Origin of the sequence: Allobacillus sp. SKP2-8 (genome assembly GCF_007559355.1) — a bacterium.
Classification (GTDB): domain Bacteria; phylum Bacillota; class Bacilli; order Bacillales; family Alkalibacillaceae; genus Allobacillus; species Allobacillus halotolerans.
The window spans coordinates 565,098-580,058 of sequence record NZ_VMHF01000001.1 but is presented as its reverse complement, the minus strand read 5'-3'; the positions used below and the strand labels follow the sequence as shown (position 1 = coordinate 580,058).

General features: G+C 38.4%; 15 protein-coding genes. 11 read left to right on the top strand and 4 right to left on the bottom strand.

Annotated elements, in window-relative coordinates; genetic code table 11:
- Nucleotides 1-228 precede the first annotated feature (228 nt).
- Nucleotides 229-609, top strand: coding sequence for a cupredoxin domain-containing protein (locus FPQ10_RS02950; protein WP_144159959.1), 381 nt, complete (start codon nt 229-231; stop codon nt 607-609).
- A 25-nt stretch (nt 610-634) separates the two neighbouring features.
- Nucleotides 635-1,093 carry a hemerythrin domain-containing protein gene (locus FPQ10_RS02945; RefSeq protein ID WP_144159956.1) on the top strand — a complete coding sequence of 153 codons (459 nt, stop codon included), beginning with the start codon at nt 635-637 and terminating at the stop codon, nt 1,091-1,093.
- A 270-nt stretch (nt 1,094-1,363) separates the two neighbouring features.
- On the opposite strand, the gene FPQ10_RS02940 is transcribed toward FPQ10_RS02945, so the two are convergent.
- Both FPQ10_RS02940 and FPQ10_RS02935 read right to left on the bottom strand, forming a co-directional pair.
- Nucleotides 1,364-2,152: a putative hydro-lyase gene (locus FPQ10_RS02940; RefSeq protein ID WP_144159953.1), complete on the bottom strand. Its 789-nt coding sequence runs from the start codon at nt 2,150-2,152 to the stop codon at nt 1,364-1,366.
- 67 nt (nt 2,153-2,219) lie between these two features.
- Nucleotides 2,220-2,930 carry a DUF421 domain-containing protein gene (locus FPQ10_RS02935; RefSeq protein WP_144159950.1) on the bottom strand — a complete coding sequence of 237 codons (711 nt, stop codon included), beginning with the start codon at nt 2,928-2,930 and terminating at the stop codon, nt 2,220-2,222.
- Nucleotides 2,931-3,040: 110 nt separating this feature from the next.
- On the opposite strand from FPQ10_RS02935, the gene FPQ10_RS02930 reads away from it, so the two are divergent.
- The 5 genes from FPQ10_RS02930 to FPQ10_RS02910 all read left to right on the top strand — a co-directional run bounded on the left by FPQ10_RS02930 (nt 3,041) and on the right by FPQ10_RS02910 (nt 7,939).
- Entirely contained in the window at nt 3,041-3,532 is a 492-nt protein-coding gene (locus tag FPQ10_RS02930; RefSeq protein WP_144159946.1) for a metallophosphoesterase family protein, read from the top strand.
- A 93-nt stretch (nt 3,533-3,625) separates the two neighbouring features.
- On the top strand, nt 3,626-5,152 hold the full coding sequence (locus FPQ10_RS02925; protein ID WP_144159943.1) for an AbgT family transporter: 1,527 nt from the start codon (nt 3,626-3,628) through the stop codon (nt 5,150-5,152).
- Nucleotides 5,153-5,548: 396 nt separating this feature from the next.
- Entirely contained in the window at nt 5,549-6,049 is a 501-nt protein-coding gene (locus tag FPQ10_RS02920; RefSeq protein WP_186278510.1) for a DUF4871 domain-containing protein, read from the top strand.
- A gap of 50 nt (nt 6,050-6,099) precedes the next feature.
- Entirely contained in the window at nt 6,100-6,408 is a 309-nt protein-coding gene (locus FPQ10_RS02915) for a GIY-YIG nuclease family protein (RefSeq protein WP_255439641.1), read from the top strand.
- 94 nt (nt 6,409-6,502) lie between these two features.
- The gene (locus tag FPQ10_RS02910; protein WP_144159938.1) at nt 6,503-7,939 is read left to right on the top strand and encodes an alanine/glycine:cation symporter family protein; all 1,437 of its coding nucleotides are present in this window, start codon (nt 6,503-6,505) and stop codon (nt 7,937-7,939) included.
- Between the two features lie 189 nt (nt 7,940-8,128).
- Here the strand turns inward: FPQ10_RS02910 and FPQ10_RS02905 are convergent, their stop codons facing one another.
- The gene (locus tag FPQ10_RS02905; RefSeq protein ID WP_144088640.1) at nt 8,129-8,434 is read right to left on the bottom strand and encodes a winged helix-turn-helix transcriptional regulator; all 306 of its coding nucleotides are present in this window, start codon (nt 8,432-8,434) and stop codon (nt 8,129-8,131) included.
- Nucleotides 8,435-8,568: 134 nt separating this feature from the next.
- Between FPQ10_RS02905 and FPQ10_RS02900 the strand changes: the two genes are divergently transcribed.
- Nucleotides 8,569-9,096, top strand: a complete 528-nt coding sequence (locus FPQ10_RS02900; RefSeq protein WP_144159935.1) for a YceI family protein — start codon at nt 8,569-8,571, stop codon at nt 9,094-9,096.
- Between the two features lie 86 nt (nt 9,097-9,182).
- Here FPQ10_RS02900 and FPQ10_RS02895 read toward each other — a convergent pair whose 3' ends face one another.
- Nucleotides 9,183-10,109 carry a glycerophosphodiester phosphodiesterase family protein gene (locus FPQ10_RS02895; RefSeq protein ID WP_144159932.1) on the bottom strand — a complete coding sequence of 309 codons (927 nt, stop codon included), beginning with the start codon at nt 10,107-10,109 and terminating at the stop codon, nt 9,183-9,185.
- Between the two features lie 204 nt (nt 10,110-10,313).
- Between FPQ10_RS02895 and FPQ10_RS02890 the strand changes: the two genes are divergently transcribed.
- The 3 genes from FPQ10_RS02890 to FPQ10_RS02880 all read left to right on the top strand — a co-directional run bounded on the left by FPQ10_RS02890 (nt 10,314) and on the right by FPQ10_RS02880 (nt 14,802).
- Nucleotides 10,314-11,690 (top strand): dipeptidase, encoded by a 1,377-nt coding sequence (locus FPQ10_RS02890; protein ID WP_144159929.1) that lies wholly within the window; start codon nt 10,314-10,316, stop codon nt 11,688-11,690.
- 601 nt (nt 11,691-12,291) lie between these two features.
- Nucleotides 12,292-13,002: a CAP domain-containing protein gene (locus tag FPQ10_RS02885; RefSeq protein ID WP_255439639.1), complete on the top strand. Its 711-nt coding sequence runs from the start codon at nt 12,292-12,294 to the stop codon at nt 13,000-13,002.
- Nucleotides 13,003-13,110: 108 nt separating this feature from the next.
- Nucleotides 13,111-14,802: a PucR family transcriptional regulator gene (locus FPQ10_RS02880; RefSeq protein ID WP_144159926.1), complete on the top strand. Its 1,692-nt coding sequence runs from the start codon at nt 13,111-13,113 to the stop codon at nt 14,800-14,802.
- The last annotated feature ends 159 nt before the right edge of the window (nt 14,803-14,961 follow it).

The window sequence follows — 14,961 nt, the reverse complement described above, 5'->3', positions numbered from 1 at the left end:
TTTTTCCCTTGCTTTAAGCGAAGTAGATAAAGGCATCCAATCGAATGAGTATATTTCACTTAAAACAAAAGAAACCCCAATCATCAGTTGTTCAACAATTTAACTAACCTAGACACAATATTGTCAAAAAGCATTGCGAAAACGTGATTTGGAACACAATTTGAATTCCTTTGGGATTTATACTGTAGTTAGTAAGACAGATAGAAAAACCAAAGGAGGAGTTTATTTATGAAAGGTTTCAAGGGGATTTCATTTTTAATTTTAATGGGGTTAATTCTCGTGTTGGCTGCATGTGGTGGAGGAGACGATGAGTCATCAGCATCCGAGGATCAATCTTCTTCTTCTGATACAAGTGAGAAAGTTGTTTTAGAAGCATCCAACTGGGATTTTGATCAAGAAGAATATCAAGCAAAAGCTGGAGACGTCACAATTGAATTGGTCAATGCGGAAGGAATGCATGGAATCACAATTGATGAACTGGATGGCTTTGAATTAGAAGGCGAAGGAAGTAAAACGGTTGAACTAGAAGCAGGAGAATATACGGTTCGTTGTAGTATCCCATGTGGTCAAGGCCATGCAGATATGGTAACGACCATCCAAGTTTCTTAAATCATGCACCATAGGAGGGTAAGGGATGAAGCGGCATGAAGCACTGACACCACTATCCCACCATCATCATCATGCGCTAGTTGTTGCTTTGGATTTCAAAAGAGCTGGCACAGAAAAAAGTTCCAAAAGCTATAAAACATTGATTGAGGAAATGAACGAATTTTGGAAGGAAGATGGGGAGCCTCATTTTCAAGATGAAGAAATGATTCTGTTTCCAATCTATTTGATTTATGCTGAGGAGCCAGATGAAGCGTTGGTTAAAAAAGCTCTCTATCAACACACGAAGATCAGAGGCTTGGTGAAAGAATTACGAAGTCTTCCTATAAAAAACTATGACAAACTGAATGAATTGGGACACCTATTGGATGAACATATTCGTTTAGAAGAAAGAGAATTATTTCCATTGATTGAAAAAGCAGTACCAGATGAATCTTTATACGAAGCCAAAGGGGGATATCATAAAGATTCGGTGAGCGGACGATAACCTATCCTTACAGTGAAAATAAAGATAGGGCATAATTCTAAAAATGAAAAAGCACTGACTTCGGTCAGTGCTTTTTATGTGTGCTAAATCAGTCGGTTTTAACTAGTTTTGTAAGCGCTAATCAAAGATAGCGCTCGAAAAAGATGAGCTATATCCTTGAATAGAAGCGTCCTAATCAAAGATAGCGAGCCAAAAAGGGATGCTATCCCCAATTAGAAGTGTCTTCATCAAGGATAGCGTTTATATAGATACCTATTCGAAAAAAAATAATTATAATGAAGTGCGATTTTCTAAAAAGTCATCATTGGTTACATCCGTAACAAACATATGCCCTGGAGAATGTGTGATCATAAAAGGCACCTTACCTTTTACCGCAGCCATTTGAGGTGTCACTCCACAAGCCCAAAAGACAGGTTCTTCATCATCTTCTATTTTGACCGCATCGCCGAAATCAGGTCGGTCAATTGCTTCGATTCCAATTTGATCTGGTTCACCGATATGAACTGGTGCACCGTGCATGTTTGGATAGTTTGCCGTAATTTGGCGAGCTTTTTCAATTAAGGTTTTTTTGATTGGTCGCATCGAAACGACGAGAGGTCCGTGGAACACACCCGCCGACGTTGTAGGGATCGTTGTCGTATACATGGCAACATTTTTACCTTCTGTAATATGTCTTAAAGAAATTCCAGCATCAAGTAATGTTTTTTCAAATGTAAAACTGCAGCCAATTAAAAATGTGACCAAATCATTGTTCCAAATAGATTCAATGGAACTGAGTTCTCGGTCGACTTTCCCGTCATGATAAACTCGGTATTTCGGCACATCGGTCCGAATATCTGAGCCATTCGCAAGGTTTGATTCCACCTCACCTGGTTCCAACACGTCGATGATCGGGCATGATTTTGGATTCCGATAAGCAAATAGAAAAAAGTCAAATGCATATTCTTTGGGTAAAATAACAACATTCGCTTGTACAAAATCTTCACAATGTCCGGAAGTTGTATGATTAAATTCACCATTTCGGATTTTTTCTCTTAATATTTTAGGGTAATCTCTCATGATACAAACGCTCCCATTTAAATGATAATGTTAGCGTATCTTTTGAGATATAGAAAGTCAATAACGGTTAGTTGTCATACGTTTGAATGTTGAAACCGTTATTTGGATGCCATTCAGCAAAGTAAATATCTTTCACCTCAATATTTTGATCCCTCAATTGCTCAAGCAACCAATCTTTCGTTTTACCAGCAGCTTCCAGGTCTCGCTTACTGATATCTCCTTCTTCTATAAATAAATAACTCGGGTGATTTTGTTCGAAATCATCTAATAGTTCATCTTTATCCGCCTGGTCATATCTGGCTTTCTTAATCACACTGACTAAACCACTTGTTTCTAAAATGGCGTGTTGAACTTGTTCAATGGAAAAAATTCCTTGCATTCGTAAAAGTGTTCGAAGTTGTTCCGTCTCTAACTTTGCTTTCTCCACATTCTTAATATTTAACTTTCCATCTTTAATGAGTGTGATGGCACGACCTTTAACAATCGGCCGTAATTTATCATATTTAACGAGTAAAGTTTCAATTGCCCAAATTAAAAAAGCCCATAGTGCAAGTGCAAAAATAATGTGATAAAATTTAGCTTGGTCTTCGTAAATGGATTCTTCGATAATTCCACCTAATATTAGTGCGTATACGAAGTCTAGAGGTGTCACTTGGGAAAGCTCTTTTCTACCAAGCAATCGTGTTATAATGACGACACCGATTAAGCCGATAATTAATGAAACAGCGATCGTTTGAAACATCATTGACGGATATCCTCCTTTTTTGATTAGTCGCATAAACAGTACCCCTGTTAGTGAGTAAGCAAACTTTTTAAGGGCAATGTCCAAGCTGTTTCATTTAATTTTCATTTACTGTCAAAGAGATGTACTTTAGAAAGGAGCTAACCATGAGGGTCATTGTAATCGGTGATACTCACATGCCTAAGAAAGCGGAAACTCTACCAATACCCCTGTTATCTGAATTGGAGAGAGCTGACTTGATTATCCATACAGGAGATTGGTCTTCACTTGAAGTCTATGAGGAATTGAGTCGGTTCGCTGAGGTAAAAGGCGTTAGAGGGAATATTGATCAAGTTGAAATAGTAGAGAGCTTTCCAGAAAAGTTACTCCTGAATATAAAAGGTTTTCATATCGGTGTTTTTCATGGAGACGGTACAAAGGGCACGACGGAGAAAAGAGCATTGAAAGCATTTCAGGGTGAGCAAGTAGATGTCGTTTTATTCGGTCATTCGCACATTCCGTATCTTCGTTATCATCAAAAGACATTATTGATTAATCCAGGTTCACCAACGGACAAACGAAGAGTTCCAGTAAATTCTTTTGTTGTTTTAACGATTAAAGAGACGATTGACCCATCATTTAAATTCTTTCATTCTTAATCAAATAATGGAAACAGTTTTTACTTTTCACTTCCAAATGTCTGTATTACAATCAAACACAAGGTCTGAATGAAAAATGAGAGGAGTAGACCAATGCAACAAGAGAAACGAAAAAGCTTTTTTCAACGTTTTTTAGACCGCATTGAAAAAACGGGGAATAAGCTACCGCATCCGATCACGCTTTTTGCGATATTAGCACTTATTGTCGTTATTCTATCTGCAGTTGTCTCAAGCCTAGGAATTAGCGTCGAGCATCCAGGCAAAGAAGGAGAAATGGTTGAAGTCACCAACCTATTAGATAAAGAAGGAATACGTTACTTATTTGGAAGCATGGTGGACAACTTCATAGGATTTGCTCCATTAGGGGTAGTTCTAGCCACGATGCTTGGAATAGGTCTTGCAGAGCGTACAGGATTAATCAGCGTGCTGCTTCGTGGATTTGTGATGGCGATTCCAAATTCATTGATCACAGCAGGTTTAGTGTTTGCAGGTATTATGTCCAGTGTTGCCGTAGATGCTGGGTATGTTGTATTACCTCCGTTGGGAGCAGTTATATTTGCTGCACTCGGTCGTCACCCATTAGCAGGTATTAGTGCCGCTTTCGCAGGTGTATCAGCAGGCTTCAGTGCCAACTTAACCTTGTCATCACTCGATGCTTTACTGAGTGAGTTGACTACATCAGCGGCAAGTATTATCGATCCTGCTTATGCAGAACAAATGAACATCGCCATGAACTGGTGGTTTATTATTGCATCAACGTTCTTCTTGACGTTTGTAGGTGCGTGGGTAACTGAAAAAATTGTTGAACCTCGTCTAGGTAAGTATGAGGGTGGATATCAAGGAGAAATCGAAAAACTTAACAAGACGGAGAAAAAAGGATTAAAATGGGCAGGTCTATCTGTTTTAATTACAGCTATCTTACTATCTTTGCTCGTTGCATTCCCGAACGCTCCTCTTCGTGCAGATGACGGCGGAATTATCGATTCTCCATTTATGAGCTCTTTAGTACCGGTTATTTTAATATTATTTTTCGTTCCAGGATTGTTTTATGGAATTGCAACGAAATCGATTAAAAGCGACAAAGATGTTGCTGACCAGTTAACGGATACGATGGCGACAATGGGTATGTTCATTGTATTGGCTTTCACAGCTGGTCAATTTGTGGCTTACTTCAGTGAGTCCAATATGGGACTTGTTTTAGGGGTATATGGAGCAGAATTCTTAGATACGATTAACTTAAGTGGTATCCCACTGATTATCACTTTTGTAATTGTTGTTGGTTTCCTCAATTTATTCATCGGAAGTGCGACAGCCAAATGGGCCATGATTGCACCAATTTTCGTTCCGATGATGATGCAATTGGGCTACTCACCAGAGTTAACCCAAATGGCGTACCGGATTGCCGATTCTACTACAAATATCATTACGCCATTGATGACATATTTTGCGTTAATTATCGCGTTTGCGCAGAAATATGATAAGAAAATGGGCATTGGTACATTAATTTCGGTTATGTTGCCTTATTCTATAGCTTTCTTAATCTCTTGGACAATCATGTTAATTGTTTGGATGCTATTAGGAATTGACTTAGGACCAGGCGCACCAATTTTGTATGAGTAGAATTTAAATTGAAATATTAAAGTGTCGAGCATTGAATTGCATAGCCAATTTGATGCTCGTTTTTTATGATTTCAACGTTTTTTGGAAATATTTTAGGAAAGTGATCTAGAGGGTGATGGTTTTGTTAATGAATATGCGCCCAGTGACGGTATATATGTACCCTGCTAGCGTGGAAATGCGCCCATACTTCAATCTTATGCACCCATTTTTTCTTTATATGGACCCTACCACAAGATAAATGCTCCCCAAATAGAAGAATATGTTCCAATCTATAAAGGCTATACGGAGGAAACAATCTTATAAGTAAATTTTTCAAAAACTTATATAGCTGATCCTCAGAAATTATGATATATTTGTAAAATAGTTGACTCAATTTACATAGGGGGAACAATGGCGATGAGGAAGTCAATAATTTCATTTATCACACTCGCCTTACTATCCGTTACTCTAATTGCTTGCTCAGATCAATCGGAGGATTCTCAAAAGGATACAGAAGATGGTTGGAGTGAAAGTCCTGCTTTTGAATTAGGTGATTACGAGGTAATTGGAAAAGAAGAGCGTTTAGCAATTGATCATATTCCATTTGTCGCAGGAGAGAATGAGCATTATGTCATCTACTTCTGGGGTGAACAGGAAGAATTAATGAATGGACCAGTGAAGATCGAAGCTTTCCATGAATCTAGTGATGAAAAAAAGAAGGCAATCGTTGACATGGCCGGTACTGAGAATGAAGAAAAGGTATGGGAAACAACTGCACCGCAAGTTGGTAAGGAACAGGCCCACTTGCCTTTAGTATTGTCTTTACCGACTGAAGGTATTTGGCGTTTAGACGTCTACCTTGGCGACGAATTATTTGATCACATTTATGTAAAAGTTGAAGCGAGTGAAGAAGCATAAATGCTAACCACGGCCATTTGGGTTGTGGTTTTTCTTTGGAGTGAGTCATTGTGAAAAATGAGGAAAGTTTTTTTGTCTATATGCTTCGTTGTAGAGATGGTTCATTATATACAGGCTATACAGTTGATCTAGAAAATAGATTGAAATTGCATAAGGCCGGTAAAGCATCGAAGTACACTCGATCGAGAGGGCCCGTCCAATTAGTCTATTGTGAACAACTGGAAACAAAGAGTGAAGCTATGAAAAAAGAAGCCTATGTAAAGAAATTGAGAAAGGACCAAAAAGAAAATTTGATTACTTCAGTAGCAAATGAGTTTGCAAATGTAAAAGAAACATGCCCCGCTTTAAAAAATGAGTAAATGTAAAAAATTGCTCGTTAACTACCTTTATTGGTTTGTCCGTGTATGAAGTGGGGAACTGGTTACAGAATATGCTTAGAAAGGAGAATATGATTTGAATGCAGTAGAAAATGTACTTAATGACATTGTCAGCTATGGAAACACTATTTTTTGGGATTATATTTTAGTTTACTTACTTATTGGAGCTGGCATTTACTTCACATTAGGGAGTAAATTTGTCCAATTCCGCTTGTTCGGCAATATGTTTAAAGTCATCACTGAAGAGGCTGTTGAACAAAGTGGCCGACGAGGAATTAATGCGTTCCAAGCTTTCAGTATTACGATCGCTTCACGGGTCGGAACCGGAAACCTGGCGGGTGTTGCACTAGCAGTTGCCATCGGGGGTCCTGGTGCTGTTTTTTGGATGTGGATGGTTGCGTTAGTCGGTATGGCAACAGCATTCATTGAAAGTACGCTGGCACAAGCGTATAAAATTCCCGATAAAGATGGTTTTCGTGGAGGACCAGCATATTATATGCAAATGGCACTTGGCCAGAAATGGATGGGTGTCTTATTCTCAGTGTTGATTATTATTACGTTTGGATTAATCTTTAACTCAGTTCAAGCAAATACGATATCGCAAGCTGTTGATCAGGCATTTAATATTGATCCAATATGGACAGGGATTGTTCTTGTTGGTTTGGCTAGCTTAGTGATTTTTGGTGGAATTAAACGGATTGCAACCGTTGCAGGAGCAATTGTTCCAATCATGGCTTTGATTTATATGATTGTCGCTTTGTATGTAGTTGTCACGAACATCACAGAAGTACCTGCCGTATTCTCACTGATTTTCAAAGATGCATTCGGTATGGAACAAGCATTTGGTGGCGGTGCCGGAGCAGCAATTATGTATGGAATCCGTAGAGGTCTATTCTCCAACGAAGCCGGTATGGGTAGTGCACCTAACGCAGCTGCGACAGTTGGTGTCAGTCACCCAGCAAAACAAGGTCTCGTTCAATCTTTAGCTGTATTTTTTGATACAATTGTCATTTGTAGTTTCACAGCTTTTATCGTTATCCTTTACGATAATTTTTATGGAGCTTCAGAAGATGGCATTCAATTGACACAAGTTGCGCTTGATGCCCATATTGGAGCATTTGGGTCCATTTTCTTGGCGATTATTATCTTTTTCTTTGCCTTTAGTTCATTAGTCGGGAACTATTATTATGGTGAAACGAATATCGCGTTTTTGAAAAACAGCCCGGTGTTTTTAAATATTTATCGTGTAATCGTTTTAGCGATGATTATGTTTGGTTCTTTGGCATCAGTTCAAATCGTTTGGAATATGGCCGATTTGTTCATGGCATTAATGGCAGTTGTAAACTTAATCGCTATTTTATTCCTAGGAAGAATAGCTTTTCGAATTTTACAAGATTATATCGATCAGAAAAAAGAAGGAATCGACCCACAATTCCATTATTCTCGAATTAAAGGATTGAAGAATATTGAGTGGTGGGGTAAGCAAGATGAGAAGGATGACCTTCCAAAATAGAATGAATGAAGCTAAGCCTTATGTGATTTTATTGCATAAGGCTTTTTTAATATTAAAAATTATTTCCAAGACTAATCTTTAAAAGAAAAAGGATGTGAAAATGATTGGTTAATGCACAATAACTAATTCTCTTTAAATGAAGAACAAAAAAACAGCCAAGCTATATTCAACTGGCTGTTTTAATAAAACTTATAACCATTCTTCTGCCCACTCTTGTGTGCAACGAATGACTGGTTCCATTGCTTTTCCTTTATCTGTCAACGTATATTCAACACGTACAGGTGTTTCGTCATAAACTTTGCGCTGAACGATACCTTCTTTTTCTAGTTCTTTCAATCGTTCAGATAATACCCTACCGCTGATGCCGATCGAGGATTCGAATTCGCAAAAACGTTTTGGACTCTCGAGGAGTTGATAAATGATTAATGTGACCCAACGTTTCCCCATCAATGTTAATGCTTTTTCAACTTTATCGCATACGGCTGAATCTGCCATGTAAATCACCTCTTTCCTATAGTATACAAAATATAAGTAAAAAAATAAACAAAGTTTACTTACTTGACGCAATCAGATGTCTAAAGTATACTTACTTACATAAAGTAATTAAATAATTTTTAGGAGGAATTAATATGTCAAATATTATATTAGACCAACCACATAGTTCCATTAACTTTCAGGTGAAACATATGATGGTTTCAAAAGCGAAAGGTGAATTCAAAGACTTTGATATTCAAGTTGATGGTGATCTTAACGACTTAGAAAACTTACGTATTGAAGCGGTAATTCAAACAGCATCGATTGATACGAGTCAGGAAGATCGTGATGAACATTTAAAATCAGCAGATTTCTTTGATGCAGAGACGTATCCAACGATTAAATTTGTAAGTAAATCCTTGAAAAAAGTAAGTGGAGATACGTATGAGCTTACTGGTGACGTTACGATGAAAGGTGTTACTAACGAAGAAACGTTCACTGTAAACTTCAATGGTCAAGGAAAAGAACCAATGCAAGGGAATACGATTGCCGGTTTCGACTTCACTGGTACGATCAACCGTGAGGCTTATGGATTGAGCTGGAACGCAGCACTTGAAACAGGTGGCGTACTAGTTGGTAAAGATGTTAAAGTAAATGGTGAAATTGAGTTAATCATAAAATAAGTGTAGAATAAACAAACCCCAGATTGAGGAAAATTATTTTTCAATCTGGGGTTTTTGTATGTTATTCTATTCGTCCTCTCAGGGAGTTAGCGCAATCCCTTTTCTTCCAAAATTTCAATTAACAAATCCGGCCGGTCCGTGATGATTCCATCAACACCCGCATCAACCATTTGCCGCATCGTCAATTCGTCATTGATGGTCCAGTAATGAATGTCCATTCCAAGCCTTTTTGCCCCTTCCATCATTTCTTTTGTGAAAAAATTAAAGTATTTATTTGCTCGTGGAAGTTGGATCACATCTCCAGTCGGTTGAAATAAATTACGTAAGAAGAATTTATGAGCGATCGTAAAATTAAATACGACTTCCCGTCCTGTTCCAAGTGCAATTTGCCCATCCGCCAACGCATCAAATCGATTGATGATTTTCTGGTTGAATGATGATACCATCACTTGATCATGCATCTCATACTCTTCGATAATTGCCCATAACTCTTCAACGATTTCTTGATGGACATCTGCCGGGTTCGTGTGTTTGACTTCTAGCATGTAATTCATATCCGGGTAGCGATCAAAGACTTCACGTAACGTCGGTTTATAAACACCGATGCCTTTGAATGCATACTCTCCTTCTGTATTTTGAAAGTGAAACCCAGCATCCAATGCTAAAAATTCATCTAATGTATAATCTGAAACGTAACCTGTGCCATCAGTCGTTCTGTCTACTGTTGGGTCATGTGCAAGCACAATTTGCCCATCTTTTGTAATGTGCAAATCGACTTCAATCATATCGACACCCATTTCAGAAGACATTTTAATCGCAGTCATTGTGTTGCCGGGTGCGATTTGATCTCCTGCACGGTGTGCAATAACGAGTGGAGCATCCTGTTCGTTATCAAAAAAAGGGTGCTGATCAATTGGTTTTACGGGTAAGTAATTTAATGCAATAAAAACCACAGCAATACCTATTACTATGAGGAAAAATTGCTTGAATCGATTTTTCGTCTGCAGTTTCATCGTCTGTTCCACCTTTAAGCAATCAAAAACTATACTCTATTCATACCTTTTCATGAAGGTTATATAACATAAAGATGATAACTTGAAAAATTGCTACTTTTGAAATAAGCAGCTGTACTAACTTATCCACTAAAAGAATTCTTTGCTGTTCTCGTGTAAATTATATCAGTTTTCTTTATAATAGAAATTAGAGGAGGTTTTTTTATGCAAAATGAAGTAATTGAATATTTAAAGAAGCATCGTGAAAAACATTTAAGTGAACTAAAAGAATTTTTATCCATCCAGAGTATTAGTGCTTTGTCATCTCATAATGAAGATGTCAAAAAAGCAGCAGAATGGGTGAAGAATGAATTAGAAAACATCGACTTTGGTCATGCTGAAATTATGTCTACTGAAGGTCATCCGGTTGTTTATGGTGAGTACATAAGCAATGAGAACGCACCAACCGTACTCGTGTATGGCCATTATGATGTTCAACCTGTCGACCCTGTAGAATTATGGGATTCTGAACCATTTGATGCAACCATTCGTGATGATAAAATTTATGCGCGTGGTGCTACAGATGACAAAGGACAAGTATTCATGCATCTGAAAGTCATGGAGGCAATCTTGAAATCATCCGACGAATCCCCTGTGAATTTTAAAGTACTGATTGAAGGTGAAGAAGAAGTCGGCAGTCCAAACCTACCGAAATTTGCCCAAGAGAAAAAAGATTTGCTCGAAGCGGATTTAATTGTTGTATCTGACTCCGCACTTGTTGAAAGAGGTAAACCGACAATTACGTATGGCTTAAGAGGTCTTGCCGGTATTCAAATCGATGTCACAGGAGCGAAAAGTGACTTGCACTCAGGTGAATATGGTGGAGGTGTTGTCAACCCAATTCACGCGCTAGTAAAAATTGTTGACAGCTTCCGAGATGAAAATAATCGAATCCAAGTCGATGGCTTTTATGACCGAATTCCGGAATTATCGCAAGAAGAACGAGATGCCCTTGCATCCGTACCATTTGATGAAGAAAAATTAAAAAATGAATTGAATGTTTCTGAGTTAGATGGAGAAGAAGGGTATAGCTATGTCGAGCGGACATCGGTTCGACCAACGCTTGAGGTCAATGGAATCTATGGTGGCTTCCAAGGTGAAGGTATCAAAACGGTTTTACCGAATAAAGCCACAGCTAAAGTGACCTGCCGTTTAGTTCCTGATCAAGATCCAGATGAGATCGTTGAGTTACTGACCAATCACGTTGAAAAACATAAGCCAAAAGGTGTTAGTGTTGACATTAAGCCATTTGATAAAGGAAAACCATACGTCACACCATTCGATCATCCAGTTATTCAGATGGCTGCAAAGGCTTATGAGAAAGTTTATCAAGCTGAGACGGCTTACATTCGTGGTGGTGGATCCATTCCGATCGTAGCTGAGTTGGACGAGATTTTGAACGTACCCGTTGTGTTAATGGGCTTTGGTTTACCAGATGAGAATTTACATGCGCCAAATGAGCACTTAAACCTTGAGAATTTCGATAAAGGTATGGAGACTTTGGCCCATTATTATTATATGTTGAATGATTATAAAGGTTAATATGTATAGCTAATAATGCGACCGCACGGCATATTTTTATGCTGTGCGGTTTTTTGAATTTTTAAGATAACAAAAACCCTGAATATGTCTATACCCTCGAACGACCAGAAAATGAATCCGAAAAGTCCTATAGAAGTGCTCTATACCCCCGAGCGACCAGAAAATAAAGCTGAAAAGTCTTATAGCAGTGCTCTATACCCTCGAACGACCAGAAAATGAATCCGAAAAGTCTTATAGGGATGCTCTATACCCCCGAGCGACGAAAAAATAAATCCGGAAAGCCCTATAGAAGCGCTCTATACCCCCGAGCGACGAAAAAATAAATCCGAAAAGTCTTATAGAAGCGCTCTATACCCCCGAGCGACGAAAAAATAAATCCGAAAAGTCTTATAGAAGCGCTCTATACCCCCGAGCGACGAGAAAATGAATCCGAAAAGTCTTATAGAAGCGCTCTATACCCCCGAGTGACGAAAAAATAAATCCGAAAAGTCTTATAGGAACGCATTATACTTCCGAACGAATAATATGCCCGACACAATTCAGGGGCATATTTTTTTTGCGAACACAAAAACTAATGTCACCTAAAGGAGGGAGTATATCAGTGAAAAAGTTATCGGTAATTTTATTTGCAATTATTCTTTTTTGTGTCGGTTGCGGCCAAGAAGAAGAAAGTATTGATTTTCAATTTGAACCAGACCCGGTGAGTTTCGATGGAGATGGTGACCAAGAGAGACCACGAACAAGTCGGTGGGCAAATGATGGTGATCCAAATTCGATCCAGAATCCGGATTATCCATTAGGAACAAAGGAACGTGAACGTCCGAATGAAAGGAATCGACGTGGATTTGAATCAGAAATTGACCCACGCCCAGGGATCGGTTCACCTGAAAAGCGAGATGGAGATTCCATTAAAACGCCATCACAGCTAGACGATTTGCTGGAAGAAGTTGTTGAGTTAACGAATCGTGAAAGAGAAGTGAATGGATTGCCGGCTTTGGAAATCGACAAGGAGTTACAGGACGTCGCTCAAGAAAAGTCAGCAGACATGGCTGAACTCAATTATTTTAGCCACGAATCCCCAACATATGGTTCACCTTTTGACATGTTAGATGAATTTGAGATCGAATACAAAGTGGCGGCTGAAAATATAGCGGCAGGATTTTTTGATCCAGAAGACGTCGTGAATGGTTGGATGAAAAGTGAGGGGCACCGAAAGAACATTTTAGATGAGAATGTAACCCACATTGGTGTCGGTTATGAAGAAGGTGGAGAAATGGGGACTTATTGGACACAATTATTCATTGCTAAATAAGCACAGGTAGCTTGACCTATCATAAAGTCCTAATTTTCTAAATTGACTGTCAACAGATTCCTTTTATATAATGAAGGATAGAAAAGGAATCTAAAGTGGGTGAGGAAAATGGGACTCAGGCTATCAGAATTAATGAATATTCCTTCTTTACAAGACGTTCACGTCATAACTGGTGAATCTTTGTTGGAGACAAAAAAAGTTGAATGGGTTTCCATCGTTGAGTTACCGGTTCAGAACTTTATCCGTAAGCATGAACTTGTTTTATCATCGGCAACGAACTTCAGGCAAGATGCTGATTTAAGTGATCAATTTGTAAGCGATATCATCCAGTCCGGTGCGACGGCCTTGGCGGTTGCGAGTGATAATTGGACGGAGACTTTACCTCAAAGAATCATTGACTTGGCTAATGAAAATCAATTTATTCTTCTGTTGTTGAACTGGAAATCCACCTTTTCCGACATTGTCCAGGAATCCTTGCAAGTCATTAATGAGCACAATGAAAAAAGAAGAGAAAAAACAGAGGCTCTACGAATTAAATTGATGGATCAAGTGCTCAATAATAGTTCGTTGGAAGCATTAATGAAAATACTATATAAAGAAATCAATATCCCTGTCGCCATCAGTGATGAAGAGAAGCAGGTACGGGCCAATTATGATTTTGATCAAGAAATCATCGATGCCATCAATCAGTTTAATGATCTTCCGGTTCAGTTAATGGAATCACCAATTGTACCATCAAGCGACCACCCACTTTACCAACATATTAACCAATATACAGTCGGTAACCAAACATGCTACGAATTGACGATCTTTTCAAATCATAAAAAACAAGGGTATTTATTATTTATGCCTAAAAGTCCGGATGAGCTAGATTGGTTTGTCATGCATGCGTTGGAGCATGGCTTAACGGCATGTGCATTATACTTTTTAACGGAAAATGCCATTGAAATGACAGAAATTCGATTGAAAGATAATTTTGTGATGCAGTTGGCCAAGGAAATAGAGCGTATGGATGCGAAAATTTTATCAAAGGGTGATTTGCTGGGTTATGATCTCTCTTTACGGTATGCCTGTATTGTTGGTGATTTTACAACAGGCTTTTCGGAAACATCTTGGCGTGAAGAGAAGGATCAACCTGGTCATTCTTCTTTGCATAGTTTGAATTACTATATACAAAAAGAAATAACGTATGCAGAACAGCAATTAAATCGAAGGACGATGTCATCGTTTGAAGAAGGTGAGGTCGTTATCTTTCTGGAAATTGATGAAGGAGGTCACCAAAAGACTGTCAGCCATTTTTTGGATATGATTGAAAGACGCTTACATGATCAGTTGGCAGGGATTACGTTTGCATGGGGTATTGGTATTCACAATCAAGGTTTGCAATCTTTTTATAAAAGTTATCAAGAAGCCCGAACAGCACTCGATCTGCATGTAGAGCAAACGACCTTTGGTGGCAGAACGTTTTTCGAGGAAACGAAGTTGAACCGACTACTATTAAGTATAGAAGGGACGGATGCATTAATAAATATTGTGAATGATACCATTCGTCCATTGTTGGAATACGATCGAAAAAAGCAATCAGATTTAATTCACACTTTCATGACTTATCAAACATTCAAAGGAAACGTTAGTCAGACAGCCAGGGCATTGTTTTTACATCGTCAAACATTATTATACCGATTACGGAGAATTGAAAGTTTGACGGGTCTGACACTCGTTGATTCTGATGATTCATTTTTATTGGAGATGAGTATCCGATTATGGCAACTAAAAAATGGAGAATGGAATGAAGCGTAGGTAAGGAGTACAACGGACACATAATATGAAAAAATGACTGACCCGTACGGAGTAGATTTAACTCCGTACGGGTTTTCTTTTGGACACCTACTTAGCAAGTAAACAAAGTGTATGAGTCCATGAATGAAATTTCATACAAATTGTATGTTACCAAAACCA

What these genes read in the sequence shown, in the direction of transcription:
- FPQ10_RS02950 (WP_144159959.1), top strand. Translation starts at nt 229, where the DNA reads ATGAAAGGTTTCAAGGGGATTTCATTTTTAATTTTAATGGGGTTAATT.
- FPQ10_RS02945 (WP_144159956.1), top strand. Translation starts at nt 635, where the DNA reads ATGAAGCGGCATGAAGCACTGACACCACTATCCCACCATCATCATCAT.
- FPQ10_RS02940 (WP_144159953.1), bottom strand. Translation starts at nt 2,152, where the DNA reads ATGAGAGATTACCCTAAAATATTAAGAGAAAAAATCCGAAATGGTGAA.
- FPQ10_RS02935 (WP_144159950.1), bottom strand. Translation starts at nt 2,930, where the DNA reads ATGCGACTAATCAAAAAAGGAGGATATCCGTCAATGATGTTTCAAACG.
- FPQ10_RS02930 (WP_144159946.1), top strand. Translation starts at nt 3,041, where the DNA reads ATGAGGGTCATTGTAATCGGTGATACTCACATGCCTAAGAAAGCGGAA.
- FPQ10_RS02925 (WP_144159943.1), top strand. Translation starts at nt 3,626, where the DNA reads ATGCAACAAGAGAAACGAAAAAGCTTTTTTCAACGTTTTTTAGACCGC.
- FPQ10_RS02920 (WP_186278510.1), top strand. Translation starts at nt 5,549, where the DNA reads ATGAGGAAGTCAATAATTTCATTTATCACACTCGCCTTACTATCCGTT.
- FPQ10_RS02905 (WP_144088640.1), bottom strand. Translation starts at nt 8,434, where the DNA reads ATGGCAGATTCAGCCGTATGCGATAAAGTTGAAAAAGCATTAACATTG.
- FPQ10_RS02900 (WP_144159935.1), top strand. Translation starts at nt 8,569, where the DNA reads ATGTCAAATATTATATTAGACCAACCACATAGTTCCATTAACTTTCAG.
- FPQ10_RS02895 (WP_144159932.1), bottom strand. Translation starts at nt 10,109, where the DNA reads ATGAAACTGCAGACGAAAAATCGATTCAAGCAATTTTTCCTCATAGTA.
- FPQ10_RS02890 (WP_144159929.1), top strand. Translation starts at nt 10,314, where the DNA reads ATGCAAAATGAAGTAATTGAATATTTAAAGAAGCATCGTGAAAAACAT.
- FPQ10_RS02880 (WP_144159926.1), top strand. Translation starts at nt 13,111, where the DNA reads ATGGGACTCAGGCTATCAGAATTAATGAATATTCCTTCTTTACAAGAC.